The sequence below is a fragment of the Paracoccus pantotrophus genome (assembly GCF_008824185.1).
Classification (GTDB): Bacteria; Pseudomonadota; Alphaproteobacteria; order Rhodobacterales; family Rhodobacteraceae; genus Paracoccus; species Paracoccus pantotrophus.
In genome coordinates, this window is record NZ_CP044425.1 from 164,644 (window position 1) to 191,210 (window position 26,567).

A 26,567-nucleotide genomic window follows, 5' to 3' on the forward strand; every position below is an offset into this window, starting at 1 on the left:
TTCCCTGTCCCGACAGACGCCATGCAAGCAAACCGTTATCACCACCTTGGCTGGCATCACGGCATCGAACTGTTCGAGGCCGCCTTCAGCCACCAGACCTTCGGCCGCCATGCGCATGAGGGCTTTGCCATCGGCGCCATCGCCGAAGGCGCGGGCGGCTATGTCTGCCGGGGCGAGACCATGGTGCTGCCGGCCGGCACCCTGTCGCTGATGAACCCCGAGGAACCGCATACCGGGCATGCCGCCGCCGACCGGGTGCGCTATACCATGCTTTACGCCTCCGAGGCGGCGGTCCGCGCCGTGCTGGGCCTGCGGCATTTGCGCGGCTTTGCCACCATTGCCCCGCGCGACCGCGGGTCGCGGCTGGGCCGGGCCCTGGCGCATCTGGCCCATTGCCTGAATGCCCCGCCCGGCCCCGACTGGCGCCTTGCGGCGGAGGAGGCCGCGCATAGGGCCCTGGCGCTGGCCTTCGGCCAATACGGCCGGGCCGAATTGCGCCCGGCAGGGGATGAGCCCGCGGCGATCCGGGCGGTGCGGGCGCGGATCGCCGCCGGGGTCGCGGCGGGCGAGGCGCTGACCCTTGCCGAACTGGCCGCCGGGGTGGGGCTGAACCCGTCCTATCTGATCCGCAGCATGCGGCGGGCCACCGGGCTGACGCCGCATGCCCATGTCCTGCAGGCCCGCATCGGCCATGCCCGCCGGCTGCTGCTGGAGGGCGTGCCCGCCGCCGAGGCCGCGGTCGCGGCGGGGTTTTGCGACCAGGCGCATCTGATCCGGCAATTCCGCCGTCACCTGGGCGTCACCCCCGGCGCGCTGCTGCGGCATTAGCAGGTCGATTTCGTCCAATCCTTGCCCGCTCGATCCATGGCACGGAGACCGGGAAAGGAACCGCCATGCCATTGAAACCCGTCATCATCCTGGCCGCAGACCTGCCGTTGGGGCTCAAAGCCAATTTCGCCGCCGTCCTGGGCATGAGCCTGGGCCGGCTGCGTCCCGACCTGCTGGGCGCGGCCACCGCCACGAGCGACGGCATCGCCTTGCCGGGCATCACCACCGTTCCCCTGCCGGTGCTAGGCGCGCCGTTGCCGGAGCTGCCCGGCCTTTTCGCCCAGGCCGAAACCTTGCCGCTGCGGCTGGCCTATATGCGCGCCGCCTTCGAGGCGCGGGACTATTCCGACTATGCCGCCCGCATCGCCGCCGCGCCGCTGGCGGATCACGCGCCGCAGGCCATCCTGCTGGCAGGCGCGCGCAAGGCGGTGGACCGGATCTGCGGCCGGCTGCCGCTACTGCGCTGACCATGGCCGAGCCGCAGGCCCTGCTGGCGATAGCCGGTTTCGCCCTGGCGGCCTCGGCCACGCCGGGGCCGGTCAATATCATCGGCGCCATGATTGGCGCGCGGTTCGGTCCGCGCCGGGCACTGGGTTTCGTCAGCGGGGCGACCGCGGGCTTCCTGATGCTGCTGCTGGGTTTTGGTGCCGGGCTGCTGGCGGGAACCGGCTGGATCCTGGCGCTGTCCCGGCCCATGACGCTGGCCGGCGCGGCCTATCTGCTGTGGCTGGCCTGGCGGCTGCTGCGCGGCGACGGCCGGGTCGAGTGGAGCGGTCCGGCAGCGACGGCCGCGCCCGGCTTCTGGTCCGGCGTCCTGGTGCAGGGGCTGAACCCCAAGGCCTGGCTGGCGGTCTTGTCCTCGCTCTCGACCTTCGTGATGCCGCTGGCCGATCCGGCGACGGGGCTGGCGGCGTTCGCGGCGCTTTTCGGCGCGATCTGCTGGCTTTCGCTTGCCGCATGGGCCTGGGGCGGGGCAAGGGTCGGACAGGGCCGGCTGCGGGCGTTCAACCGCGGCATGGCCCTGGTCCTGGCGCTATCCGTGGCCTGGATGCTGGCGCGGGCCTTCAGCTGACAAGCCAGGCGCAGGGCGATCCCGAAGCGCGATCGCCCCGCACTTGCGTCCCGGATCAGGAATTCTGCCCAGACCGCGAAGGCCGCAGCAGCGACTGGATGGTATAGATCAGGATGGCGCTGCCCACCGCGCCCAGCACCGCCACGCCCAGAAGCACGATCACGTCGACCGGTCCGCCGATGTCGCGCAGGCCGGAATGCGTCATCTGCTGGACGAAGATCACCGCCAGCACCGCGCCGAAAGGCATGGAAAGCTGCGCCCAGAGGAATTTGCGCATCGACATCGCCCGGTCTCGAATCAGCACGTAAAAATAGGCCAGCGTGACCAGCACGGCGAGCGCGACCATGGTCCAGAACAGGCCGCGGCCGAAGATTTCCTCGAAGACCGCGATCACCGTGCCGAATGTCAGTTCTTTCATGATGCTTCCCCTGTCAGGCCCGGCCGCGCAGCATGGCGTTATAGGTGGCCTTCAGCGCCACCTCCTTCATCAACCAGCTGATCCACAGCTCTTCCAGCGGCGCGATGACGCCGGGGAAAGAGGGAACCAGGTTGTTGTGATAATCGAACTCGACCAGCATCGCGCGGCCGACGCGGGTGATGAGCGGGCAGGAGGTATAGCCGTCATAGACCTCGGTCCCCTCGCGCCCTTGCAGGCTGGCGATCAGGTGGTCCTCGATCACCGGAACCTGCCATTTCACCGAGGCCGCGGTCTTGCCCTTGGGCACGCCCGCCACGTCGCCAAGCGCGAAGATTTCCGGGTAGCGCAGATGGCGCAGGGTCTTCATGTCGCATTCGACCCAGCCCTGGTCGGTCCATTTGTCCGCCCAGGACAGGCCCGACTGCCGGATTACCTCGGGCGCGCGCTGCGGCGGGATGACATGCAGGTAGTCATAGGGCATTTCGGTGGTGGACTTGACCATCTCGCCCGTCGCCGGGTCGGGGGCCGCGGTTTCGAACTGCGCCGTCTTGCGGCCGGGGTCGATGGATTTCAGCGTATGGCCGTAATAGGTGGCCACGCCCCGCTCGCCAAACAGCATGCGCACCTTTTCCGCGACGATCGGCACCGAGAACAGCGCCGTCTGCGGGCAGGTGTAATGCATCTCGTACTTGCCTTTGGCGCCGCCGCGGCTGGCGATGTCGTCCAGCAGGAAGGTGTGCTTCAGCGGCGCGCCGGCGCATTTCATCTCGGTCGCGGGGCGGGTGAACAGGCCGACGCCGCCTTCCTCGGTGAATTTCGATGCCGCCTGCCAGGTCTTGGCCGCATAGTCCGGCCCGGCGTAAAGCGCGCCGATCCCGTCCTTGCCCACCATGTCCAGCGAAAAGCCCTGGATCGCGCCGTGGTCCAGCACCAAGCCCGGCGCCACGATCAGGAAGTCGTAATCGAGCTTTTGTCCCTTTTCCGTCGAGACGGTCTTGGCCACCGGGTCGATGGCCGCCGCGGCCTCGGCGATCAGCGTCACGCCCGAGGGCAGCCAGTCGGTCGTCTTGGACACCACGTAATCGGCCGGCTTCAGCCCGGCCGCGACCAGCGACAGGCCGGGCTGGTAGAGATGCTGCGCCCTGGGGTCGATCAGGGTGATCTGCGCCCCGTCCAGCCGCTGCACCAGCCGGTTGGCCAGGGCGGTGCCGCCGGCCCCGGCGCCGATGATGATGATCCTGGCCTTGGTCGCGACCCTGGCGGCCTGGGCGGCGCGGACACCCAGGCCCGCCGTCACCGCGCCGGCAAGCGCAAAGCCCAACACCCCTCTGCGAGAGGGTCTGAAATCGTTTCGTCCTGTCATTCGGCCTCCTCCTGACTTTCTGCGGCCGGTCCGGGAATGTGGTTTCCGGTGCCGCGGCCACATGCGCTGACACCCGACCGAGCCTGCAACGACCGTGAGCCCAGTCGCAGCACGCAGGCGTTCGACAGGTGGATTAAGACGGTCGGGGCGGCGCTTCCAGTTACCCGAATCGGATGTTGAGCCCATTCATATTCGATATTATGAATGTATCAACATGCCCAATAGGCCGTATTTTACTTACGCGGCACTTGGTCGCAGCGCGGGGCAAGCCAGGCAGGCGGTTCCGCATCGAGGGGGCCGCTTGCGCCATTCTGCGGTTGCCACTGGCCTTTTTCCGCAAACCTGCCCAAAAGCCGGTCCATCGAACCGAATCCGAGAGACGTGATGGGCTATTTTCCTGACTGGCGCCCCGCTGCGGGGGCCACGGTGCTTCCCGATGAAAAGCTGCCGCTGACCCAGGCGGTGCCGATGAGCTTGCAGCATTTGCTGGCGATGTCCGGCTCGACCATCCTGGCGCCGCTGATCATGGGCTTCGATCCCAATGTCGCGGTGTTCTTTTCCGGCATCGGCACGCTGCTGTTCTTTGCCGTGACCGGGGGCGGGTGCCCAGCTATCTGGGCTCGTCCTTTGCCTTCATCGCGGTCATCATGGCGGCTACCGGCTTTGCCGGCGGCGGGCCGAACCCCAATATCGCCGTGGCGCTTGGCGGCATCATCGCCGCCGGCCTCGTCTATGCGCTGATCGGGCTGGTGGTGATGGCCATCGGCGCAGGCTGGGTGGAAAAGCTGATGCCGCCGGCGGTGACGGGCGCCATCGGCATGTCCATCGGGCTGAACCTGGCGCCGGTGGCGGTCAAGCAGCTTGCCGGCAGCCATGCGCATCTGAGCATCGCGCTGGCCACCGTGCTGTGCATGGCCATGGTCTCGGTCTATGGTCGGCAGGCGACGCGGCGCATCGCGGTGCTGATCGCGCTGCTGTTCGGCTATGGGTTGGTGCTGGCGCTTGGCAACGGGTTGGGCCTGGTGCCGGGGATCGACTTCGCCGCCGTGGCGGCCGCGCCTTGGTTCGGGGTACCGAACTTCACCGCGCCGCGATTCGAATGGTCGGCGGTCAGCCTGATCGCCCCGGTCGCCATCGTGCTGGTGGCCGAGAACCTGGGCCATATCAAGGCCCTGGGCGCGATAACCGGGCAGAGCATGGACCGCTATATCGGCCGGGGGTTCCTGGGCGACGGGCTGGCCACCATGCTGGCCGGCGCGGGCGGCGGCACCGGCGTCACCACCTATGCCGAGAATATCGGCGTCATGGCCATGACCCGCGTCTACTCCACCCTGATCTTTCCGATGGCGGCGGCGATCGCGATCTTCCTGGGCCTGTCGCCCAAGTTCGGCGCCGTGCTGCAAACCATCCCGGCCCCGGTGCTGGCGGGGCTGGCGGTGTCGGTCTTTGGCCTGATCGCCTCGGCCATGGCGCGGATCTGGGTGGACAACAAGGTCGATTTCTCGGACCCGCGCAACCTGTTCACCGTGGGGGTGGCGCTGATCCTGGGGGCCGGGGATTTCACCGTGAACATCGGCAATTTCTCGCTGGGCGGCATCGGCACTTCGACCTTTGCGGCGCTGGTGCTGTATCAGCTGCTGGGCATCGGTCGGCGGGCGTGACACCCTGCGGCGGGTCCGCGCCGCTTGTGGCCCGTGCATGCGGCGCGCCGGGCCAGTGAAGCGGTTGCTTGGCCATGTGCCGCCGCCCAGGCCAAGGGCCGCGAGCGCATCCTCGGGGAAACCCCCGAGGATGCGGCGGGATCGCCGCCCCGTCGGGAAACCTCCGAAGGGCGGTCCGATATCGGGACTGGCTGTCTTGATGGGAAAGACGATAGGCGGCGGTGGTGGCCGAGATATGCAGCGCCTCGGTCGCCTGGGCACCGATCCAGCCGATCACGCCGGGATTCGGGACCGACCGCAGCCTGGTGTCACCAAGCTGAAATCAAGCTGAAATGACGCGCGGCCAGCCATTTGGGGATGTCGCTTCAGGCTGGGCGGCTGCTCGAGACGGCAGGCCGGCCCCGGTCCGTGCCATCCGCAAGCCCGCGGCCGCCGTGTTCATCTTGGACGCTTGCGCCGGTGCCGGGATCATGGCTCGGATGCTGGCCAAGGCGTTGCCACATGCGCCGACATCTGCCGGCCAGACCGCGCCGACCCAAGCCTTGCTGCCCGAGATGGCGAAGCGCCGGGCCGACCTCGCGTGGATCTTGCGGCCAGGCCTCACAACCCATAAATGACGGTCGCGGCGAGGGCGCAGGCCGAGAGAAACAGGATGGGGCGGCGATCGTAGCGGGTTGCGATCCGACGCCAGCCCTTGAGATGTGCGAGCATGTTTTCGATCCGGCGGCGCAGGCGATAGCGGCTGGCGTCGCGCGGGATCGGACCTTTGCGGCCGATGCGGGAGGGGATGCATGGCGCAATGCCTCTTTCGATCAGGGCATTGCGAAACCATCCGGCCCCACCGCTTCCAACGCTTGTAGAGCGTCTTCGGCGGGCCATAGGCCGCAGGGCGTTCGGCCCGCTCACCCGAACAACGGCGTTCGGGGCCTCACTCCACAGCAACCCCTTGCGCTGAACGAAGATTATCCCGCTCAGCACGCGCCGGTCATCGGCCCGAGGCTTGCCTCGGGACTTCGGAAAGAACGGCCTCGGTCGCCCTATCGGCGCATCCGTCAGCCAGGAAAGCTCGCTCATCATCCCTCCCAAAGCCGGGAGTTCGAATCATGCACATGCCCCCGTTCAAGCAGATTCATGGGTCATGACCCGAGGCAATGCGGCCTCCATCATGCGCCGGATCGGCGTGGTGCTGCTGCGGCAGAATGGCGGGCGGCAGACCTCTATTCCGATGAAAGCGGTCTATCGCGGCGCGCTGGCTCTACGGGCAGAAACCGCGCCTCCTCTGCTGGGCGCGCAACCGAGGTGGGGTCCGGCGCATAACGGGGATCGCGCAGCCACTTGAAGATCAGGTTCGCGTTCACCGCGTAGCGCCGCGCCACCTGAGCCACGGAAACGCCCGGCGCCGCCGTCTGGAAACAGATCGAACGCTTCTCCTCATCCGTCCAAAGTCGCTTCGTCCGACGCGCCACGCCATCACCATAGTGTCCACTATCAATGGTGGACACTATCCGCCTCTTTCACCACGCGGCAGGGCGGTCAGGCCGGACGCTTACCTCGTGACCGTCGTTCTCGGCTTCGCGAAGAACCCGGTCCTGCGGCTGATCGCGCTCGCACTCTTCGCGGTGCCCGCCGTCATCGCGGGATATGCGCTTGTCTATGGCATCACGAAGAACGCCATCGACTCGACTGTTGTGCTCAATCTGCTCGGCGGGATCGGCGGCCTTGTCATCGGCGTCTCGGCTATCGTCAATCTGAACGCCCTCGGCGAGTCCGTATTCTCGCGCTGAACCGGCGGGCCGTTCTCCCGCTTCCAAGGCGAAAACCTGGCGGTTTGCGCCGCCGGGTTACGAGCCTTCCGGACAGCTATCGGGCCATCACGCCAGCGATGCCCTTGCCCAATCGCTCTCGGCTGCTTCGCCCGGCTTGGGAATCTGTCGTCGGCATGAGTTCCGCTGCCATGGCGGTCAGCCCCGGCGGCGTCGGTCCACTCCGTGCGCGGGATGCAGCCACGAACACCTTCATGCCCTTCTCGCAATGCTGACGGACCGGGCCTGCGGCTGTCGAAGCAGGTGATGCGATGCCCTGCCGCGCCCGGAAACCCGATAGCTGCCTCGTTCTCATCGCGGACGACGTTGCCTTCCTGCGGGAAGCGCGAAGGTAGCCGGGAAAGGGGGGTAGCAGGTGCTGTGCCGGGTGGTGCCGGTTTCGGGGGCCTGCCGGGCCGCTGCTGCCGGCGATGACGATGGACCATGCGGTGCATCTCCGATCCGCTCTCGAAAGCACCAATCCCTCCGACTGACTGATCCCCTAAGTCCGTTCGGTTTCCACCAGCAACCCCCGAGGCTCCCAGCCGTGTTGCCGCGCAAGCGCGGCTGCCCGCCCCACCTGGGGCCTTAGGGGCAAGCTGCCGAAAGGTCGGCAGTTGCGGGAGTCTCCCGACGGCCTTGGCCGGGTCTCGTCGGAGGGATGGTCCCTCCGAGGAGCAACGGAGATAACACATGCAGAACATCGTCATCCTCGCCGGCAACATCGGTCAGGCCCCCGAAACCCGCACCACCCAGGGCGGCACCGGCATCACCCACTTCACCCTGGCCACCTCGCGCCCCCGCTACTCGGAAGGCCGCGTCGTCCGCGACGAGAACGGCTATCGGGTCCAGGACACGGAATAGCACCGCATCACCTGCTTCAACGGCCTCGGCAAGACGGTCCAGCAGCATTGCGACAAGGGCATGAAGGTTCTGGTTCGCGGCCGTATCCACTACACGAAATGGACCGACGCCGCAGGGGTTGACCGCTACGGCACCGAGATCATCGCCGAGACGGTCGATTTCCTGAGCCGGGCCAAGCAGACCGAGAACGACGACGGCAAGTTCATCGACGACGAAGACATCCCGTTCTGAGCGGGGGCCCGGAACCCGGCGGCGCAAGCCGCCGGGTTTTCCCCATGTTCACACCGGAACGCGCCCGCCACCTTTCCCCCGTCCATAAAGACATGTCGAGCGGATCGACCGCTCGGCAGGGCTTATGAAAGGGGGGCAGGCCGCCCCTCTCAAACTCACCCCATGAAGGGGCAGGGCAGAGCCCCGCCCCCTCAAACTCCCCCACCCATGGAGGGGAAACCCCCTCCAAACCTCCCCCTGTCGGCGGCGCCGAATATTGACGCGGCCCCTGGTCGGGGCCGCGGGCTCTTCTCTCACTGACTTCGGATCATACACCAGCCACTCCGGCGTCAAGGACATCGCGGTCCCCCCCAATTTTCAGCCGCCGCCCATGGGGCGTCGCCAGAAAATCGGCTCCCCCGCTCGCCGCCGCTGGCGGTCGCTTCGCGATCCCTGACCCCTCGCGGCTACGGTGTCCGATCCTCTCGTCAGCGAGAGAAAGGAGCATGACATGAATAATCACAAGCACATCAGCATCGACGGCGGCAGCGCGGCTTACTGGCGCGAGCGGAAACATGCCTTCGGGCTTATCCGCGAAGCCGAGTTGGCGGCGGAGGAACTGGCCGAGGCGCCGATGTATCTGCATGGTGGCTACGACGAAGACGGCGATGTGATCCCCATCGAGAACCTCGGTCCCCATGACGACATGGAGGACGCGATCCGGGCCATCGAGGCCGACGCGACCGCGGTGAGCATCCTCATCGCGCAAGGCCGCACGCACATCGGCGGACACGAGATTGCGGCGGTGATCCGGGGCCTGGAACCCGACTGGGGAGGCATCGAGGACCCGGTGAGCAATCCGCTCTGGGGACCGGATACCGACTGAGCCTGCGACGAGAGGCGGCAAAGCCGCCTCTCGTCTTTGCTTCGTCGTCAGGAGCCCTGCCGGCCGGATCGACCGGCCGGCAGGGCTGTTGAAAGGGGGCTAGCCCCCTCTCAACACTCTCCCATGAAGGAAGGGGCAAGCCCCCTCCTTCAAACATCCTCCCCAAGGGAAGGGCTGAAGCCCCTCCCTTGAACCCTCCCATGGGAAGGAGGCGACGGTTCCCTCGCCCTCCTTCCCAAACCCATCCTCCTCTCCCTGACCACGGCCGCTTCGGCGCGCAACTGCTTATGTCGCCAATCCCGGCGACCGAATCAGTTGAAACCTTCTCGCCGTAACATCTTGTGAGAGAAGGTTGTTCCAAGCGGATTTCGGGTGGATTTCAGTTTGAAAGCGACTATTATAGTCGTAGTTCTGGAACGAGTGCAGCAGTGAATGAGAGGTGATCATGTATGATCACCTCTCGCCAATCACGGGCCGCACGCGCGTTGCTGGGGTGGACACAGGAGACGCTCGCTGACAAGGCCCAGGTCGCATTGACCGCGCTCAAACGCCTCGAATCCCAAAGCGGACTTGAGGTGTTCGAGTCGACACGCGATCAGGTGCGCCGCGCTCTCGAAGCGGCCGGGATCGTTTTCCTGTCCACGGACAAGGGCGAAGGCGTGTTGCTCCTGCACGACAGGAGCGATACCCCACCGTAGGGTCAGGATTCATAACCAATAGATGACGAGAGCCGCGAGGGCGATGGCTGAGAGGAACACCTTGGGGCATCGGTCATAGCGGGTCGCGACGCGCCTCCAGTCCTTGAGCCTGCCGAACATGATCTCGATGCGGTTACGCCGCTTGTATCTCCGCTTATCGTATTTGATCGGCGTCTTGCGTTTCTTCCGGCCTGGGATGCAGGCACGTATCCCCTTGTCCTGCAACGCTTCTCTGAACCAGTCAGCGTCATAGCCACGATCCCCGAGTAGCCATTTGACGTTTGGCAGACCACTCAGCAGGGCCCGAGCGCCGATATAATCGCTGACCTGTCCAGCGGTGACGAACAGGTCGATCGGTCGCCCCTGACTGTCGCAGATGGCGTGCAGCTTGGTGTTCATACCGCCTTTGGTTCGACCGATCAGGCGACCACGCCCCCCTTTTTGGCGGCCATGCTGGTCGCCGTTCGATGGGCCTTGAGGTATGTTGCGTCGATCATCACGGTCGTTTTCTCGCCGTGTTCCGCCGCCAGCCCGGCCATCATCCGCGCGAAGATGCCCTTTTCGCTCCAACGCTTCCACCGGCTGTAGAGCGTCTTATGTGGGCCATACGAGGCGGGCGCATCGCGCCAACGCAAGCCATTGCGATTGATGAAAATAATCCCGCTCAGCACCCGTCTGTCATCAACCCGGGGCTTCCCGTGCGACCTGGGAAAGAAGGGAGCCAGGCGCGCCATCTGCGCGTCGGTCAGCCAGAAGAGATCGCTCATGTCACCGCTCCGTTTTCGGAGGCGTGAATCACGCAGCGCAACAGAAATCAATGCATCCTGACCCTAGGTATTGGCTGGACGCATTCGGTTTGTCCGACCTTGTGATGGGAATTGTGGTTTCAGGGGCGGGGATGGGGGTGGCGTTGATTGTTGAGCGCCTCATGAGACGCAAACCCTAATCTGCCCGCCGCTCTTCCCGATCCCCTGCCGCAGCGCCTCCATGGATTGGCAAGATAGGGGATCGAGCCGCCAAAAGCGGCTTTACATGCTTGGCCCTGACGACCCCCGGTAAGGCGGTGGCGCGGGCGCTTTCTCCGCCTTCGTGGGGCGCTTCCGGCCCTCGCTTCGGCTCTGGCGATGGGGCCTCCTTGCGCCGCTGTGCCGTCCTCTGGGGGCCTTGGTGGGTCGTTGCCGAGATAGCGCCTCGGCCCTGTGGCGGGCCTCCTGCGCGCTCTCCGTGGCCTTCTCGCTTGCGCGTCCCGATGGGGTTGAGGCTCCTCCCCGCCTTCACGGCACTCTCCGTGGCTTCCGTGGCTCTGGCGGCCTCCTGTGCCGCAGAGCCGCAGCATTGCCATGGGGTAAAACGGGGCTGATTTCATCACGTTTCCGCTGCCGCAGTCCTGTCGGTTCATACGGAGAAGGGGTCGGGATGGCCAGCCGGGCAGGGTAACGACGATCGCCCCGCGATCCGTGGCGACGACCGTATGCTCATATTGCACCACCGGGGCAGGGGGTTGGCTGTAGAGCGTCCAGCCGTCATCCCCCTCGGTTGCCCAGAGGCCGACGGCCTAGAGGAACGGCTCGACGGTCAGCACCGGCCCCTGTCGATGCGGCGCTTCTCGGTTCGGCTGGGCCAGGTCGGGATGTCCTCGGGATATTCGTGCAGCGACCGCCCGACGCCATGGCTGGCGAGATTGCGGATCAGCGTGTAGCCGCGCCCCGCGGCAAAGCGGCCGATGGCCCTGCCGATGCCGGCAAGCGGCCGGCCGCTGCCGACCTGGGCGATGCCGATCTGCATGGCGCGCCGGCCGTCGCGGCACAGCCGGGCCAGGGCGGGCCGAACGGGCGCAACGCCATATGTCGCTCCGGTATCGGCGAAATAGCCGTTCTTCGAGGCCGAGACGTCGATATTGACCCGGTCTCCCGCTGCGATCACCCGGTCGCCGGGAATGCCATGGGCGATTTCCCTCGTTCACGCTGATGCAGGTCGCGGCGGGAAAGTCATAGGTGGCCTGTGGTGCCGGGACGGCGCCCTCGCGCTCCAGCAGCGTGCGGCCGATCCTGTCCAGCTTGCCGGTGGTCATGCCAGGCTCCAGCGCCTTCGCCATGGCCTGCATGGTGTTGGCGACGATCCGGCCGGTATCCCTCAGCCCGTCGAGTTCGCCCTGGTTGGTGATCGGCATGCGGTGGTTCCCCCGCGGCGCGGATGGACTGGCCAAGGCAGGCAGGAAAGCGCCCGCATCCCCCGTATCGCCGATCTTGCCGGGCGCCGCCGAACCTCGCCGGATGCTTCCGGGAGGTCCAGGGGAATACCTACTCGGAATGCGGGATGGCGGTTTTCGCTGCGGCCAGCCGCGCGGGCCCTTGCAGGTTCCGGCCAAAGAGGCTTTGCGGCTCGCCGGGGACGGAGTGCCCTCACGGCGCGGTGTGATCGAGGACGGCGCGCATCAGGCCGCGCAATTCCGCATCCGGCTCCACCGGTTCCGCCTTGGCCAGCGCCTCGGCCAGCACCGGCCATCCCAGCACGCGAACCGCATAGGTCGCGGCCTTCCTGTGCCCGGCCAGCGGCGAGGCGAAGGCCCGGACAAAGGCATCGGCGACCCGCTGGTCATAGTCCTGCCCCACGGCCGCCAGGGCCACCCGGACCAGTTGCCGCTCGCTGTCGTCATGGGCCAGCAGGGCAAGATGCTGGTCCAGCGTCCCATAGGCCGCGGTGGCGTCGAAGGCTTGCAGGATCGCGGCGGCGGCCTCGGGGTCGCTGGCCTGGGCATCGACATGGGCGATGCGGTTGGTCCGGTCGAGCGTGAGCGTCACCAGGAGGTCGGGGTCATGGGACTCCATCCAGCGGATCGCGCCCGCGGAATCCCCCGCCATGTCCGGCACCGTGAAAAGGTCCAGCGGCGTTTCCGCCTTCAGCAGCCGGATCGCCTCGAACGCCCCTTGCCTGACCTTGCCGAGGTCGTCCTCCAGCGCGACATATCTGCCGAAGGCAAGCAGGTCGTCGTCGTTCTGGCTGCGGGTCATGGGTAACGGCTCCTCAGGAATGCGACCATGCCGACGATGAGCTGCTGCGCCGCGGCCGCCTGCTCGGCCGGGGTCGAGGCACGGCGGCCCGCGCGGCTGACATTCGATAATGCCCATGAACGGAACGCCTGGGCAAGATCGCGCAGGGCCTGGTCCTCGCCCAGCACCGTCATGGCGCCGGTCTGCTGCCGAAGCACCCGGTCCAGAAGCTTGAAGATGTTGCCGGTGCGCCGGTGGCGGGCCTGGCGGGCCTCCGCGATCTGGCCGCGGGTGAAGCTGCCGCTGTCCTGACGGCCGCGAAAGTCCTGGTCGGCGGCGACCGAGGCGCCGCGTGGCGCCATCGGCGCATATTCGCCGCGCGCGGCCTCAAGCCGCGGGTTGATCATGCCGCGTTCCTCCAGCGAGCGGCCGGTGGCGCGCGCCGCAAGCTGGCCCGGCGCGCGAATGGGTTCCACCACGTTGCGCAACTGGTCCGGATCCGGGCTGTCGAGATGTTCGGCCCGGAATCCCTCATAGGCGGGTGCATTCGCCTGGAACAGCATCGAGGAGCGCCGCACGTCGCGGATATAGGCAGGCCGGCTGCCGGGCATGCTGATCGAGGTGTGGAACGGCCCCGAGAACCTGCCGAACCTTGCGCGGCCGAGCGGCAGGGGCAACTGGCCCGGCGCGGACAGGAACCGGCGTCCGGCAAAGACGACATCGGCTTCGTTCAGGCCCGCGCCCACCGTGACCTGGCGGCCCTCGCGCATCTGCCGCTCAAGCTCGGCCGATTGGGTGCGAACGGCGGGGTTCGAGGCCCGCTCCTGCTCGAACAGCCGTTCGGCCTCGATCAGGATCGGCTCCAGCGCCCGGCCGATGCGGGCCGGGCTGAGCTGCGCGATGCGCCCCGCCGGCGAGGAGGGGTTGATCCGGGCGACGATGGAATCGCCCTGCCGCTCCAGCGAGGTCAGGCGATAGCGCAGCCGCCAAAAGGTCAGCCGCGCGCCAAGGCCCAGGCGCGAGACGCCGCGCCGCGCCAGCTGCTGGACCTGGGGCTGGATCGCCCGCACCGCCCGGTCCAGCCGTTCGCGCTGGCGGCGCTCCTCCTCCTGGCGGCGGCGGCGCCGGCGGTCGGCATCGCTTTCGGAACGCTCGCGCCGGCGGTCGCGGCCGCGATCCCGTTCGCGCCGGCGGCGGTCTGCGGCGCGGCGGTCGCGGCGGGCCTGGTCGCGGGCGCGGCGGCGGGCATCCGCGCTGCCGCCGCGGTCGTCCCCGTCGTCGCGCCGCCGCCCGCGCCCGCCCGCGCGCCGGTCGCCGCTGCGCCGCCGCCGGCGCTCCATGAATTGCCGGAAACGCTGCTGGATGCGGGCGACGATGCGGCCGAAGGGCCGCGCGATGGCCCCCAGCAGGCGGCGGATCAGCGCGTCGACGCCGAGGAAGGTCAGCACCATGTCCACCGCCGCCACGATGCCATGCGCCAGGGCGCGCGCGAAGGCCGCCGCGCCATTGCCGGGCGCCGCCACCTGCATGACGAATTCCAGAAAGGCGCGGGCGGCAGAGAACAGCGACTGCACCAGCGACCAGGCCGCGCGGATCGCGTCGATCACCGCCATGATTGCGCCCGCGCCGGGGATCAGCTTCAGCGCAAGCTGGGTCGCCAGCCAGGTCATCGCCGCGACCGCCATGGCAGGCATCAGCAGGGGCAGGCTTTCGGTGATCAGGCCGATCATGCTGGTCGCCAGCACGGTCAGCATCTCGACCCAGTTCGGCGGCAGGTTCATCAGCAGTTGCAGGCCGGGAACCTTGTTGAAGAACCATTCCTTGAAGGCTTCCTTCAGCGAATCCCACAGGTGGTTCTTGACGCCTTCCTGCGCCTGCGACCCGGCCGCCGACAGGAACGCGCCGATCCCCATCCGCGTCACCCGCGCCATCAGCGCCATGAATTCGCCAAGCGCATCGGCCAGCGCCTTGATCGCCGCGGCGATACGGTCGACCAGGCCCGCGTTCTCGGCCTGGATCTCGGCCAGCTTCGCGTCCATCTCGCGGATGGCGCGCTCGCGCTCGCGGTCCAGCGCGGCAAGGGCGGCGCGCTGGGTCGCCTCGATGCGGGCCTCCATCGCCTGGAACTGCGCCTGCGTCCGGGTCAGCGCCGCCTGCGCCTCGGCGTCCAGGTTGCCCTTGTTGGCCTCGACCAGCCGGTCGATGGCGGCCTTCGCCTCGGCCAGGATGGCCTTGCATTCGTCGATGGTGCGCTGGATGCTGCCGCGGATCTCGTTCAGCAGCGCGTCGATATCGGCGATATACTGGTTGCGGTGGCTCTCGTAGAGCGCCTTGACCTCGGGCAGGCTGTTGATCGACAGCAGCCAGTCCCGCGCGCGGTTGTAAAGCCCCTTGGCGCCGGCATAGCGCCGCGCCTTGAAGGCCTCCAGATCGGCCCGGACGCCCGAGGCAAAGGCCTCCAGCCGCTGGCCCTGGCGGTCGCGAAAACTCTGCACCGCTTCGCTTTCCAGCGAGCCCAGCTTTTCGTTCACCTGCCCCTCGGCGGTGGCATAGGTGGCGTTGATCTGTTCGGCCAGGCTGCGCGCGCCGCCTTCCTCGCCCGAGCGGGTGCCGGTCTGTTCGCCGCTGACCGCCTCTTGTGCCGCGTCTCGCCCGGCCTCCATCCCGCCGACGCTTTCTGCCTCGGTCGCGGCCAGCCCCGCCGCGGCCTCTTGCGTGGCGGCGGTCTCGGTCGCGCGGGCCTCGGTCGCGGCGCCGGCCACGTTTTCGTTCAGCTCGTCCTTGTCGTCACCGATGGCGCGCAGCGGGCCTTCCTCGGCCTTGGCCAGGGTCGCGTCGTCCACGTCGTGCTCGGCCAGCGCCTCGTCGGCGGCTTCGCGGAACTCGCTGGCGTCCAGCGATTCCTCGGGCACCGCGGGGGGTGCCGCCCCGGTCAGGTTCGGCGCCGCCGTGGCCGGGGCGGCGACGGGCGCGGGCTGGGGCACGGCCGGGGGCGGGGCGGCGCCCGCAGGCGGGTTGCGCACCGCCGACATCGAGGACTGGACCGGCGCCGCCTGCTGGCCGGCCTCGGCGGCGACCTGCCGGCTGATCTGCTGGCGCGTGCCCGCCCCGCCCGGCCCGGCGAAATTGTCCAGCTCTTCGATGGTCGAGGGCGCGGCCGAGGCCAGCGCCGCCCCCGCCCTTTGCTGCGCCGCCGCCGCATCGGGGGCGGGGATCTCGGCCTGGGCAAGGCTGCCTGCCTGCTGGCTTTGGCCATCGGCCTCGGCCGCATTCGGCGCGGGCTCGGCCGCGGCCCGCGCGGCGCCGATCCGGGCATGTGCGCCCTCGTTCACCTGCAGGGCGTCGGCGCGTTCGGAAAGCCGCTCGCGCGCCGCTTCTGCCGCCGCCTCGCCGCGGTCGCCGAGGTTCTGGCCGAAACGCTTCGCCGCGCCCCCGCCACCTCCGCCCCCGCCTTTGGCGCGGGCGCCGCCCTTGTCCTTGGCAGCCGCGGCCTTGCCCTTCTCATCCCTTGTCCTGCGGCGATCCGGGCCCTCCTTGTCCTTTTTCCTCTGCGGGGCGCGGTCCGGCGCGGCCTCGGCCGCCCCGGCGGGGGCGCCGGCGATGGCGACCGAGGGCGCGGGCTTCGCCTCGGCCGCGTTCTCGCCGCGCGCGGTCTGCGAATCGTCGGGGGCCTTGCTGGCGGGCGCGGTCGCCCCCGGCCGGCCGCCGGACCTGGTCAGGCCCGAAACCCGCCCGCCCGCGGCCGAGACCTGCGAGGTCATCATCGGCGTCAGCACCGGCCCCGCCCCCGGCGCGACCGCGCCCGGCCGGGCCGGGGCCTGCGACAGCGCGGGCGAGGCGGCAAAGGGCGCGGCCCCCGCCAGGGCGCGGCGCATGATCCGGCCGCGCAGCGACTGCCCCGCCGCGCCGACCTGCGCGCGGCCGCCGGCCAGCACCGTCGCGGCGGCCGCGTCGGCGGCGGTTTCGGCCGCGTCTCCGGGATTCGAGACCAGCGATTTCGCCTGCACCGCGCCGCCGCCGCCGGAACGGCGCTGCTGCACGACATGGGCCAGCTCATGCGCGATCAGGCGATCGCCCGCCGCCGAGCCCGGCCGATAGCGGCCCGGCGCAAAGGCGATGTCGCTGCCCGAGGTCAGCGCCTCGGCCCGCGCCCGTCCGGTCGCCATCGCCGCCGCCCCGCCGGTATGGATGCGCACGTCGGAAAACGAGGTGCCGAAACCCGTTTCCATCCGGGCCCGCAGGCTGGCAGGCAGCGCCGCGCCGCCGACGAGGCTGCGCTGCAGCAGGTTCAGCGGCTGCGGGGCGCTGTCACGGCTGGCCGAGGTCGAGACGGGGGCCGAAACCGAGACGGGGGCCGGGGCAGGGGCCGCCGGGCTGCGCGAAGCGTCGGCCGAACGGGTCGAAACGGGGCCGGTCCTGGCCTTCATCCTGGGCCTCCCGCCTTGCGGGGCGCGCCGGAAAAAGGAAGTGGACCAGGCCGCAGCACGATCCACTTCCAGGGACTTGAACCCTTCGGCATCCGCCGACCAGTCGACTCGAACGCGATGTCCCGGTTCGAGATCCCCTTCAGCCTAGCATTTCCGCGGGTCCGCACCAAAGCAATTCTCCGTTTCAGGGCAGGGTCGCGGGCAGGCTGGGACTGCCCATCCCCGAATAGGCGTTGTCGGCGAAGGCGCCGATGAAGACGTCGGGGCGGCCCCAGCTCGGCTCGTCATTGCCAAGGCTGACCCAGCGGATCCCGACCGAGGGACCGTGGCAGAAATTGCCCCTGACCTCGACCAGCGGCCCGAACCAGCCCCACAAGCGGATGCCGTCGCAATCCAGCCCGATCGGCTGCTCGCCATCCGCCAGCGGCACATAGCCGGCGTCGATGGCCTGGTTGCCGTTGATCCGCGCCGACAGGGTGCTGCCGATCCAGATGCCGCCGCGCTGGCGGGCTTGCCAGGGCAGGCGCAGGTCGATGCGGTTGTCCTGCACCTCGACCGAGCGCAGGAAGATGAAATTGGACCGCGACCGGCCCGACGAGCCGGCGATGCGGACCCCCTGGGCAAAGCCCGAAACCTGGTTGCCGCGGATACGCGCGCTCTGGCCCGGCAGCGCCAGCAGTGCGGCGACCGGGCGGACCAGCGCCTTGCCGCGGGCCGGCCCGCGCGAGGCGGCGACGGTGATGCCGGTGCGCCCGTGCGCCACGCCGTTCGTGGCGCTCAGCCCGTCACGCAGGGGCTGGAACAGCGGCCCCATCCCGGCCGGGATGGTCGCCGAAGAGCCCAGGCCGAAGACCGCGCGCGCCAGGTCGCGGCGAAAGTCGCGCAGGAAATCGTCCATGATCTCGGGCGGGTGGCTGGCGCCGCCGGGGGGCTGGTTGGTTTCCGCGATCCGCTCCCACAGCTCGCTGCCCAGCGTGGCATGGGTGGAGAAGCTCAGCGTGTCGCGGCCCCACATGCCGTTCGCCATGGCGATGCCGTGCCGTGCCACCACGGGCGGACCCGGCGGCGGGGCAAAGGCGAAGACCGGCCCGCCGACGAAGTCGAAGCCGCCGTCGCCGTCATGCAGGGTGATGCGGTCCAGCAGCACCTCTCCGACCGCGCGCAGGGTCTCGCCGCCGGCAGCGAGTTCGGCGGCAAGGTTCAGGGGATCGGGGCGGATGGCGATGACGTTGTCCTCGATCTCGGCATGGCCGGGGTCGGCGGCGGTGACGCCGCTGTCGAACATCCCCAGGCTCAGCGTGCAGCGGCGCATGGCGAAGCGGCGGGTCGGGCGGTCCGCGCCCGACACCTGCCGGATGGCCGCGGGGCCGGGTGCGGCAAGGCCGGCGGCGGTGACGCGGACCTGGTCCAGCCGCACCTCGCCGCAATCGACGAAGTCGATCACCGCGCCGTCGCCCGCCGCCAGGGCCTCGGCCGCGAAGTCGCGCAGGTCGACCGAGCGGCAACGCTCGAAGCGGATGATGCGCCGCAGGTCGCCGCGCAGGATCGTGCCCGGCCCGATGCCGCCGACGATCAGGTCGCCCTTGTCGGCGACGACGATGGTCGCGGCCAGGTCGCGCACCCCGGCATTCAGGCAGATGCGGGCATTGCCGTCGGCAGGGATCGTGTCGATCACCGCCTGGACCGAGGCCCCGGGCGGCACCGCGATTTCACCGCAGCCGTCCGACAGGCGCAGGAACAGTTCGTCCAGCGCCTCTTGCACGGTATCGGCCTCGGTGCCGACGCGGGCGCCGTCGTAGCCGGTGAAATCGGCCTCTTGCCGGCACAGCTTGCGGCTGCGCAAATCCAGCCATGCGTGCAGGATCATCGGCGTCGCCGCCGCGCCGCGCTCCAGCAGCGCCAGCGGCGCGAATTGCCGCTCGGGGCCGTGGGCGGTGGTGACGGCGGGGCCGTTGGCCTGGGGCGCCAGCGCGCGGGCCTCGGCCTGCCACCAGTCGCCGGGCTCGAAGGCGCCATCGACCTCGGCGATCAGCCCGTGTTCCAGCGTCAGCGTGGCTGCGCCGGTGCCGGGCCGTTCCAGCAGGCCAGACCACAGCCGCAGCTTGAGCCCCTCGGTCCCCAGGGGCGCGGGGTCGAAGGGCGGCGCCGGGGTTTCGGTCAGCGGATCGAGCAGCCGGAACTCGCGCAGCGAGCCGGCGACGACATCGCCGCCGTCCAGCCGGAACAGCATCCCCTGCATCCGGCGCGGTCGCAGGAAGCCCGCGGCATTCACCGCGCCGGGGGCGGCGTCGCCGCGCTCGACCGCCTCCGAGGTCAGCTCGACCAGGTCGCCCGTGCGCAAGGGATCGTTCGCGCCGACGCGGACATGGGTGACGGCCGCGCCCGGCGGCTGGTCGGGCATCAGGGCACAGGGCCACAGCCCCGCCGCATTGTCGCGCGACCACTTGAACCGCGTGACCGCGCCGGCGCCGGTCGTGACCTCGTGCACGACCAGCCGATACAGCCGGTTCTCGGTGCCGCTGTAGCCGCCCGGCACCGGCAGGTCGCAGGGATCGGCGGCGGCGGTGCCCGCGCTGGTGCCAAAGGCGACGCTGCCTGTGGGCAGGGCGACGCTGTCGAAGGCGGCGGCGATGGCCGCGGGCTCGGTCAGGCCGGCGACGGGGGCCAGCTTGACCTGCGCCACCACCTCGGACCGGCTGGTCGTCTCGCGCCCGGCACCAAGCGCCTGTTCGCGCAGGCCGGGATCCTCGACGGCGGTGACGACGCGCTCGGACAGTTCCAGATAGGCCGCGACCCGCGACCCCGGCGCCCCGGCCGAGGCGGCGCGCAACTGGTCCGCCGCGGGTCCGGTCAGGTCGGGCCAGGCGGCCTCGCGGGCATCGGCCAGCAACCCGCCGATCTGGAAGCCGCCCGCGCACCAATGCAGCACCGCCGAGGCGCCCGAGGGGGCCTCCGTTTCGATCAGCGCGACCCAGCAGGGCTGCGCGCCGGGGGCAAAGACGGCCTGCGCGCCGTTCAGCGTGACGGCAAAGGGGGCATAGCTGCCGGTCGCCGGGACGTTGAGGACGCTGCCCGCGACCGTCACCGTCGCCGGTTGGTCGGCGCGCATCCAGACCCGGCAGGGCGTCGGCGCGGCCAAGGGGCTGCGCAGCGGAACGGTGACGGTTCCCGCCCCGCCGCCAAGCTGAAGCCCCGGCAGCCGGTCCAGGTACTTGCGCGAGAAGTCCCGCACTGCGCTGGCACCGCCCGCCGCCTGGGGCTGTTGCCCCAGCACCGGATCGAACATCGCCAGAAGCCGCCCCGGCGTGACGAAGAACCCCAGGTCGGTCGAGCCGCTTGCGCAGGCGACATGCGCCAGCCCCTGCCGGTCGATGCGGTCTCCGGCGTCCATCAGCGCATGCAGGTCGCTGTCGAGGATCGGCGCGCCCTGCCGCGGCAGCACGCGCCGATAGCTGCGTCCCCGCTTGGCGTCAGGCCGGTGTCCGCGCGAAAAATCCCCTTCCATGGCCTGTCCTCCCTGTCGTTCCCGTCTGGCCGGGCCCCCTGTCAGGCCCGCGCCACGATTCCTGTCCCGAGCCCGGCCGGCGTATGCTCGGCCAGCCGCCGCTCCAGCCCCGCGTAAAGTTCGCCCAGCCTTGCGGCGTTGAAGGCGCCGATCTCGCCCCCGTCCGAAGCGCCGGCCAGCACCCGCCCGTCGCCCTGCGCATCCAGCCGCAGGAAGGCCGGGTCGCGGCGTTCCCGGCTTGCGAAGGGCGGGCGGATCGGCTGGCCGGTCACGGGGTCGGTTTCCAGCACGCGATGGCGGCGCGGGGTCTGGCTGCCGGGGCCGACCAACGAATAGCGCAGGCAGCCGCGAAAGCGTTCATGCGCCAGCAGCAGCCCGGCGGCGATGGTGTCGGAAAGCTGGGCCTGGCCCACCTCGACCCGGCCCAGCAGGGTGGTGCGTTCGCTGGCCAGCCGTGCCAGCGGCGCGGTCAGCGCCGGCTGGATGTCCTCGGCCGCCGCGACGATAGAATCGGCGATGTCGATCTCGCCCGGCTCATCGACCAGCAGCGGGCCGAGGATGCAGCGCCGGATCGTCGCACGCTCGACCCCCGCGGCCTCGAACAGCCGCAGCCGCAAGGTAAGGTCGGCGCGCAGCACGCCCAGGAAGCCCAGGAAGACCTGCTGCGCCGGGGGCAGTTCCAGCGTCATGCCGCCCGCGCCCGTCCGGGTCAGGGCGATGCCGCCAAGCGCAAGGCTGTCATAGCTGGCCGCGCCGGGCACCGAGGAGGCGACCTGGATCACCGGCCGCTCGAAGGGCGCGGCGCGCAGTTCCAGCCGGGCGGGGCCGGCGGGCCAGGCCAGCGCCTCGGCCGGGTAGAAGCCGGAATCGACGATCTCGATGATCTCTTCGGGCTGGCCGGCGCCCGCCGCCGCCAGCGCCGCCGCGACCGTGCGGTGCAGCGGCAGGCCCAGCAGGTCGGGCGCGGCGCCGCTGCCAAGGTGCCCCGATGCCGAGACCAGCCGCGTCGGCGCCGGGCGCAGGCCCAGCCAGCGGCGGTGGTCCAGGGGCAAGGCGCCCATGGGCATGGTCGCGCCCTCTTGCAGGTCGACCGTGACCGGATCCGGCGCGGCGATGCCGGCCGCGGGCGGATGCGGCACGATGCCGTCGTCTGCGTTCATCGCGAACAGGCCAAAGCGCGGGTCGATGTCCAGCCGGCCCGGCCGGGTCGGTTCCAGCACGTCGGGGCCGGATTCGCTTTGCCACGGGCACAGCCGGCGCCAGCCCGCCTCGCGCCGCCGGATCGCCACCGGGCCGGGCAGAGGCGCGGCATCGCCCAGGCTGCGCCGCATCGGCGTCGTCGTGCCCGCAAGCCAGGTCGAGCCGTCCGCGCCCGCCTGGACCGCCACGCTGTGCCGGGCCAGCAACGGGCCGCGCGGCCAGAAGGCGCTGCCGTCCGGCGCCGTCTCGGCCGTGTCCGAGGCGATGAGTTCGGGCAGGTGGATCAGCACCGCGCTGCCGTCATAGGCGGTGAAGGCGATCTCGGCCGGGGTCATGATCGCGCCGTTCAGGCTGGATTCGAAGCGCAGCGACAGGGCAAGGTCCGAGGGCCCCGCGGCCAGGATCCCGCCCAGTTCGCCGAAGCGCGCCGGCAGGGCCGCGGCGGCCAGCGGCACGCCGTCCGCACCCACCGCCGACCAACTGGCGCTGCGCGGGTCGGGGCCGGTCCAGTCCAGCCGCAGCATCGGGGCGAAGCGGCGCTGGCCGGCGAAAAAGGACAGCGCGAAAACCAGCGCGCAGCGGGTGGCGGGGGTCGCCGGCAACAGGCCGTTCGCGCGCAGCACGGTCCCGCCATGCAGCACGGCCGGCGCGGCGGCCGGCGCGGCCAGCGCCGGGGCGAAGGGTGCGCGCTCGGCGGTGCCCTCGGCCTCGGGCCAGGCCGGTCCGACGGGGGCCGAGGCCAGCGCCCGGCCGGGCAGCGCGCCCGCCGCCAGCGGCAGGGGGTCGTGCAGCGCGCCGTCGGCGCCGATCCAGTAGAGCCGTTCGCCGCTGATCCGCTGTTCGGGGATGCGCAGATACAGTGCGCCGCGCCGATAGCCGGCCAGCGCCAGCTCGGCCACCGCCGCGGCGCGGCCGGCCGAGGGCGCGCTGCCCGCGACCTCGATCACCGTCGCGCCGATCATGCGGCTGGCGGCGGGGGCCTCGGGGCGCAGGCGCAGCAGCATGGCATGGCTGTCAGGGACATCGCCGGCGCCCGCTGCGGTTCCCGCCTGGCCCGCCGGGCCGACGGTGATCTGCCCGCGCAGTTCCGCCAGCGCCAGGTCGGGCAGGTTGCCGGCAAGCGGGGCCGAGACCAGCGCGATCTCGACCGGGCCGGAATAGCGCCGGGTGTCGGCGTCGATCAGGCCCAGCACGGCGGGGCTGCGGCCCAGGATATTGTCGGCCGGGTCGCGCCTGGCATTGCGCGGGACGGGTGCGCCGGGGCGGACCGCGGCGGCGGGAACCCCGGTCAACCGCACGGCGAAGCGCCCCTCGCGCCCGAACCAGGCGCCGGGTTCCTCGGCAAACAGCCCGTCGGGCACGCGGTCGGTGCCGGGGCGGTCGTCGAAACCCGAGGCGCGCACGCGCAGCGGCCGCCAGGCGTTGTCCGGGTCGAAGGCGAAGCGGCGGTCCCCCGCGCCGGCGGGCAGTTCGTGGCAGGCTGCCCGGCGCAGGGGGTGAAGCTGCGTCGGAAAGGCCCAATGGACCAGGTGGCGCGGATGGACATGGCCCGAATCGGGACCGATGGGGCGTGGGTCGAACAGCCGCATCAACCCCGCCAAGGGCCCCGACGCGCGGTCGGCGACCGAGGCCGGGCGCAGGTCGGCCATCACCCGTTCGCGGCGCAGCAGGTTCAGATCCTGTGTCAGCATCACCGCCTTCCAGCCCTCGCGCAGCGCCACCTGGCGGTCGCACAGCACCCGCGCCATTTCCTCGAGCATCGCGGGCGTGCCCTTGCGCCGCCGCCAGCCCATCGCCGCGCCCAGGTTGCGGCGGTTCGCGTCTGGATCGCGAAAGACCAGATCCAGCCCGATCGAGGCGGCCAGCACGGGCAGCATCTCTTCGCCCGCGCTTTCGATGAACAGGTCGGCATGGAGTTCCTCGACCGATTGGCGCAGGGCGGCCAGGGGGGCGGCAAGCGCCTCGACCATGGCCAGAAGCTCGGCGGGCTCGGGCGGCTCGGCCAGCGCGGCGGCCCGGTCGCGGCGCTTGTAATATTCGGGGATCAGCGCATAGAGCAGGTCGCGCGTGCGGTTCAGGTGGTCGCGGTCATAGGGATAGCTCATGGCGCGCCCCCCTGTTGCAGGCGGCCCAATGCGCCCGGTTCCAGCACCTGGATCTCCAGCGCCGAGGGCTTCAGCCGCAGCCATTGCCGGGTGCTGGCGTGGATGATGTCGGCGACCTCGGCCGTGCCCGCCGCGGGCTGGGCCAGCCGGTAGCGCGTCGCCAGCACCGCGGCGATGCCGGGCCGCTCCAGCAGCCGCGCGTAAAGGCCCGACAGCGATTGCGGCGCCGAGAGTTCGCGCCCGGCAAAGCTGAACAGCCCCGGCAGGTCGCCCCCGCCCAGCAGCAGCGCCTCGGCCTCGTGCCGTGCGGCCTCGGCCAGCCAGGCGCGGTCGCGTTCGATCCGCAGGGCCAGCGCGATGTCCACCGCCTGCGGGGCGGCGACGACCAGCGCCTGCCCGGTATCGCGGCGCGCATCCAGGAAGGCGGTGAACCCGGCAAGATCGGCGGGGCCGTTGCCCTCGGCATCGGCGGCGACAAGCTCGATCCCCACGCCGTCGCGCCAGCGGGCCGAGGCGCGGCTGATGCCGGGGAAAAGCAGCGCCAGGTCGGCGTGATCCTCGATCGAGACGGCGCGGTCGAAGACCCGGACCGGGCGCACCGCCTGCCGGGCGATGTCCTCGGCGCCGGCGGGATCGGCGCCGCCGGCGATGGGCAGGGGGTTCGTCACCGCCCCGATCAAGGGCGAGGCTTTGCGGATGCGGCTGAGCCGCCCGGCGCCGGTATTGCCCGCCGCTCCCAGCCCGGTGCGATAGGCGGCGGTGACATTGCGCCGTCCCGAGGGCGGGATCGCGCCCCGCCCCTCGCCGCCGAAGCGGATGCGGACCTCGCCCGCCGCGTCGGTCTGGGCCAGATGGACCCGGTCGTCGGGGCCGGCATCATGAAAGTCCGGGACCAGATCCCACAGCACGCCGTCCACGCGCACCTCCAGCGCCATGCGGCTGCCGAGCGCGCCGGGCAGGCGGGTGACGGGGGCGTTCTTCAGCGCAAATTCCTGATGCGGCGTCACCCCGTCCGAACCGCCCAGGATGTCCTGTTTTGCCTCGCCGTGGCTGACGCGGACGACATTGCCCAGTACCTCGACATCGCCCATCGGCCAATCCGCGGGGAAACCGCCCGGCACCTCGATCTGCAGGGTCCAGCCCCCGCCGGCGGCGGGCGGCGGCTTGATCGCGGCGAAGCTGGCTTCGCGCGCCTCGCCGGTCGAGATGCGGCGCAGGATCGCCGGGCGGCCGGGGCGCATGGCGGAGAGGTCCGCCGCGACCGCGAATTCGGGCTGAAGCGGCGCCGGGTTCGGGATGGCGGGCAGAAGCCCCGGCATCTCGGCCCAGCCGGTCAGGACATGGGCGTCCAGGGGAAAATCCGTCCATGATCGCGGCGGCCGGCCGGGCGAGAGCATCGCCAGCCCCAGTGTCGTCGCCCGGCCCGAAAGCGCGGTTTCGGCGACGGTCTTTTCGGTGGTGACCGATACTGCGGTCGCGCCCGCCGCATCGGTCGAACTCGTGACCTTGGGCTGTTCGATCACCTCGCCGCGCAGGAAGGTCACGGCCGTCTCGGCCAGGGTTTCCAGCCAATAGACCTCGGCCCGGTCGGGGAAAAGCAGGACGGCCCTGTCGCCGGGCGCGGGTGCCTGTTTCAGCGTTTCCGCAAGCAGCAGCGCATCGCCCGGCGCGGCGGGCGCGGCGTAGCCGAAGGCGGTCGTCCCGGTGGGCTGCGTGGTCGACGGGCCGACATAGGGCTTGGCCGCGGCCAGCGCCTCGGCCGGCCAGAGCGCCGCCGGAGCGTTCCAGCCGAACAGGCGCGCATCATGGCGGGGCCGGGCCAGGAGGCGATAGCCGGCCTGCCAATCCGCGCCGGTGCCGGGCTCGGCAAAGGGATGGCCGCCGATGTGCCGCAGCGCGATCTGCGGCGGCCTGCTGCCCTCCATCGCGTCGGCGACGCGAAAGACGCCGGTACCCCGCGCCCCTTCCAGCAGCACGATCTCGTCCTTGCTTAGCCCGTGGCGCCTTTCCAGGAGCAGCGTCAGCTGCCCGTCCATGGCCTGGACGGGGTCCGGGATCTCGGCCTCGGCGGGGCGGATGGCGTTCCATTGCGCGTCGACCTGTGCCTCGGCCAGCGTCTCGAAGGTCTGCGCCCTGGCCTCGCCCAGGGGCGAGGTCTGCAAGGCGAAGCCCTGCGGCAGGCTGCCCGACAGGCCGGGCTTGACGGTAAAGGCCGCAAGCCCGGTCGCCGCCGCGCCGGGGCCGGGGCTGTAGGCCAGCTTGCGGGCATGGCGGGTCAGGTTCTCGGCCAGCCGGGCCGAGCCGAGGCTGGCCTCGCGTGCATAAAGCCCCTGATGCTCGCCCAGGATATGGGCGACCAGCGCGGGCAGTTCGATCAGCGTGCGGGCAAGGCCGCGCCCCTTGGCCGGGATCTCGATGCCGTGGCCGTCGCGGGCAAGGGTTTCGGCCAGCGCGACCAGTTCGTTGAAATCGGGCCCGAAATAGCGGTCGGTGCCGCGGGGTGAGGGGCTGGGACGATGGATCGGCGGGCGCGACATG

General features: G+C 70.5%; 15 protein-coding genes and 5 pseudogenes. 8 read left to right on the forward strand and 12 right to left on the reverse strand.

The genetic code is table 11. From position 1 onward, the window contains the following. Positions 1-21: 21 nt before the first annotated feature. The 3 genes from ESD82_RS08700 to ESD82_RS08710 all read left to right on the forward strand — a co-directional run bounded on the left by ESD82_RS08700 (position 22) and on the right by ESD82_RS08710 (position 1,900). A complete protein-coding gene (locus ESD82_RS08700; RefSeq protein WP_074991079.1) occupies positions 22-828 on the forward strand; it encodes an AraC family transcriptional regulator in 807 nt (268 codons plus the stop codon). Between the two features lie 65 nt (positions 829-893). Beyond that, the gene (locus tag ESD82_RS08705) at positions 894-1,295 is read left to right on the forward strand and encodes a DUF2000 domain-containing protein (RefSeq protein ID WP_024845946.1); all 402 of its coding nucleotides are present in this window, start codon (positions 894-896) and stop codon (positions 1,293-1,295) included. Positions 1,296-1,297: 2 nt separating this feature from the next. Continuing rightward, the gene (locus ESD82_RS08710; RefSeq protein WP_074991081.1) at positions 1,298-1,900 is read left to right on the forward strand and encodes a LysE family translocator; all 603 of its coding nucleotides are present in this window, start codon (positions 1,298-1,300) and stop codon (positions 1,898-1,900) included. 55 nt (positions 1,901-1,955) lie between these two features. On the opposite strand, the gene ESD82_RS08715 is transcribed toward ESD82_RS08710, so the two are convergent. The 3 genes from ESD82_RS08715 to ESD82_RS22155 all read right to left on the reverse strand — a co-directional run bounded on the left by ESD82_RS08715 (position 1,956) and on the right by ESD82_RS22155 (position 4,247). Then, positions 1,956-2,318: a DUF5368 domain-containing protein gene (locus tag ESD82_RS08715; RefSeq protein ID WP_024845944.1), complete on the reverse strand. Its 363-nt coding sequence runs from the start codon at positions 2,316-2,318 to the stop codon at positions 1,956-1,958. Positions 2,319-2,331: 13 nt separating this feature from the next. Further along, complete coding sequence (locus tag ESD82_RS08720) at positions 2,332-3,681, reverse strand: NAD(P)/FAD-dependent oxidoreductase (RefSeq protein WP_123130377.1); 1,350 nt, start codon at positions 3,679-3,681, stop codon at positions 2,332-2,334. Positions 3,682-4,070: 389 nt separating this feature from the next. Continuing rightward, on the reverse strand, positions 4,071-4,247 hold the full coding sequence (locus tag ESD82_RS22155; protein ID WP_244314527.1) for a hypothetical protein: 177 nt from the start codon (positions 4,245-4,247) through the stop codon (positions 4,071-4,073). On the opposite strand from ESD82_RS22155, the pseudogene ESD82_RS08725 reads away from it, so the two are divergent. Further along, a pseudogene (locus ESD82_RS08725) lies at positions 4,174-5,342 on the forward strand (solute carrier family 23 protein). The gene ESD82_RS22155 and the pseudogene ESD82_RS08725 overlap by 74 nt on opposite strands. Positions 5,343-5,942: 600 nt before the next feature. Here ESD82_RS08725 and ESD82_RS08730 read toward each other — a convergent pair. Beyond that, positions 5,943-6,416 (reverse strand): annotated as a pseudogene (locus ESD82_RS08730) (hypothetical protein). 143 nt (positions 6,417-6,559) lie between these two features. Beyond that, positions 6,560-6,844, reverse strand: a complete 285-nt coding sequence (locus tag ESD82_RS08735; protein WP_249038345.1) for a transposase — start codon at positions 6,842-6,844, stop codon at positions 6,560-6,562. 48 nt (positions 6,845-6,892) lie between these two features. Here ESD82_RS08735 and ESD82_RS08740 point away from each other — a divergent pair. The 4 genes and pseudogenes from ESD82_RS08740 to ESD82_RS08755 all read left to right on the forward strand — a co-directional run. Then, positions 6,893-7,126: pseudogene (locus ESD82_RS08740) on the forward strand (hypothetical protein); the annotation flags it as partial. A 711-nt stretch (positions 7,127-7,837) separates the two neighbouring features. Next, positions 7,838-8,239, forward strand: a pseudogene (locus ESD82_RS08745) (single-stranded DNA-binding protein). A gap of 490 nt (positions 8,240-8,729) precedes the next feature. After that, a complete protein-coding gene (locus tag ESD82_RS08750) occupies positions 8,730-9,104 on the forward strand; it encodes a hypothetical protein (RefSeq protein WP_147429344.1) in 375 nt (124 codons plus the stop codon). A 449-nt stretch (positions 9,105-9,553) separates the two neighbouring features. Next, positions 9,554-9,802: a helix-turn-helix domain-containing protein gene (locus ESD82_RS08755; protein ID WP_147429343.1), complete on the forward strand. Its 249-nt coding sequence runs from the start codon at positions 9,554-9,556 to the stop codon at positions 9,800-9,802. Between the two features lie 9 nt (positions 9,803-9,811). Here ESD82_RS08755 and ESD82_RS08760 read toward each other — a convergent pair. The 7 genes and pseudogenes from ESD82_RS08760 to ESD82_RS08790 form a co-directional block, all read right to left on the reverse strand. Further along, positions 9,812-10,569, reverse strand: a protein-coding gene (locus ESD82_RS08760; RefSeq protein WP_147427659.1) for an IS5-like element ISPso2 family transposase whose coding sequence is annotated in 2 segments (ribosomal slippage) — positions 9,812-10,245 and positions 10,245-10,569 — 759 coding nt in all. Because the reading frame shifts where the segments join, the coding sequence is not laid out codon by codon here. A gap of 656 nt (positions 10,570-11,225) precedes the next feature. Then, positions 11,226-11,972 (reverse strand): annotated as a pseudogene (gene map, locus ESD82_RS08765) (type I methionyl aminopeptidase); the annotation flags it as partial. A 232-nt stretch (positions 11,973-12,204) separates the two neighbouring features. Continuing rightward, entirely contained in the window at positions 12,205-12,813 is a 609-nt protein-coding gene (locus ESD82_RS08770; RefSeq protein ID WP_147429342.1) for a hypothetical protein, read from the reverse strand. Then, on the reverse strand, positions 12,810-17,219 hold the full coding sequence (locus tag ESD82_RS08775) for an eCIS core domain-containing protein (protein ID WP_147429341.1): 4,410 nt from the start codon (positions 17,217-17,219) through the stop codon (positions 12,810-12,812). The genes ESD82_RS08770 and ESD82_RS08775 overlap by 4 nt, the downstream gene beginning before the upstream one ends. A 184-nt stretch (positions 17,220-17,403) precedes the next feature. Next, on the reverse strand, positions 17,404-20,724 hold the full coding sequence (locus tag ESD82_RS08780) for a hypothetical protein (RefSeq protein WP_147429340.1): 3,321 nt from the start codon (positions 20,722-20,724) through the stop codon (positions 17,404-17,406). Between the two features lie 41 nt (positions 20,725-20,765). Next, positions 20,766-24,029, reverse strand: coding sequence for a phage tail protein (locus ESD82_RS08785; protein WP_167521740.1), 3,264 nt, complete (start codon positions 24,027-24,029; stop codon positions 20,766-20,768). Further along, a complete protein-coding gene (locus tag ESD82_RS08790; RefSeq protein WP_147429338.1) occupies positions 24,026-26,566 on the reverse strand; it encodes a baseplate J/gp47 family protein in 2,541 nt (846 codons plus the stop codon). Before ESD82_RS08790 ends, ESD82_RS08785 begins: the two co-directional genes overlap by 4 nt. Position 26,567: the final 1 nt, after the last annotated feature.

Coding starts and splice junctions, on each gene's coding strand:
- ESD82_RS08700 (WP_074991079.1), top strand. CDS start 22: ATGCAAGCAAACCGTTATCACCACCTTGGCTGGCATCACGGCATCGAA.
- ESD82_RS08705 (WP_024845946.1), top strand. CDS start 894: ATGCCATTGAAACCCGTCATCATCCTGGCCGCAGACCTGCCGTTGGGG.
- ESD82_RS08710 (WP_074991081.1), top strand. CDS start 1,298: ATGGCCGAGCCGCAGGCCCTGCTGGCGATAGCCGGTTTCGCCCTGGCG.
- ESD82_RS08715 (WP_024845944.1), bottom strand. CDS start 2,318: ATGAAAGAACTGACATTCGGCACGGTGATCGCGGTCTTCGAGGAAATC.
- ESD82_RS08720 (WP_123130377.1), bottom strand. CDS start 3,681: ATGACAGGACGAAACGATTTCAGACCCTCTCGCAGAGGGGTGTTGGGC.
- ESD82_RS22155 (WP_244314527.1), bottom strand. CDS start 4,247: ATGCCGGAAAAGAACACCGCGACATTGGGATCGAAGCCCATGATCAGC.
- ESD82_RS08750 (WP_147429344.1), top strand. CDS start 8,730: ATGAATAATCACAAGCACATCAGCATCGACGGCGGCAGCGCGGCTTAC.
- ESD82_RS08755 (WP_147429343.1), top strand. CDS start 9,554: ATGATCACCTCTCGCCAATCACGGGCCGCACGCGCGTTGCTGGGGTGG.
- ESD82_RS08770 (WP_147429342.1), bottom strand. CDS start 12,813: ATGACCCGCAGCCAGAACGACGACGACCTGCTTGCCTTCGGCAGATAT.
- ESD82_RS08775 (WP_147429341.1), bottom strand. CDS start 17,219: ATGAAGGCCAGGACCGGCCCCGTTTCGACCCGTTCGGCCGACGCTTCG.
- ESD82_RS08780 (WP_147429340.1), bottom strand. CDS start 20,724: ATGGAAGGGGATTTTTCGCGCGGACACCGGCCTGACGCCAAGCGGGGA.
- ESD82_RS08785 (WP_167521740.1), bottom strand. CDS start 24,029: ATGAGCTATCCCTATGACCGCGACCACCTGAACCGCACGCGCGACCTG.
- ESD82_RS08790 (WP_147429338.1), bottom strand. CDS start 26,566: ATGTCGCGCCCGCCGATCCATCGTCCCAGCCCCTCACCCCGCGGCACC.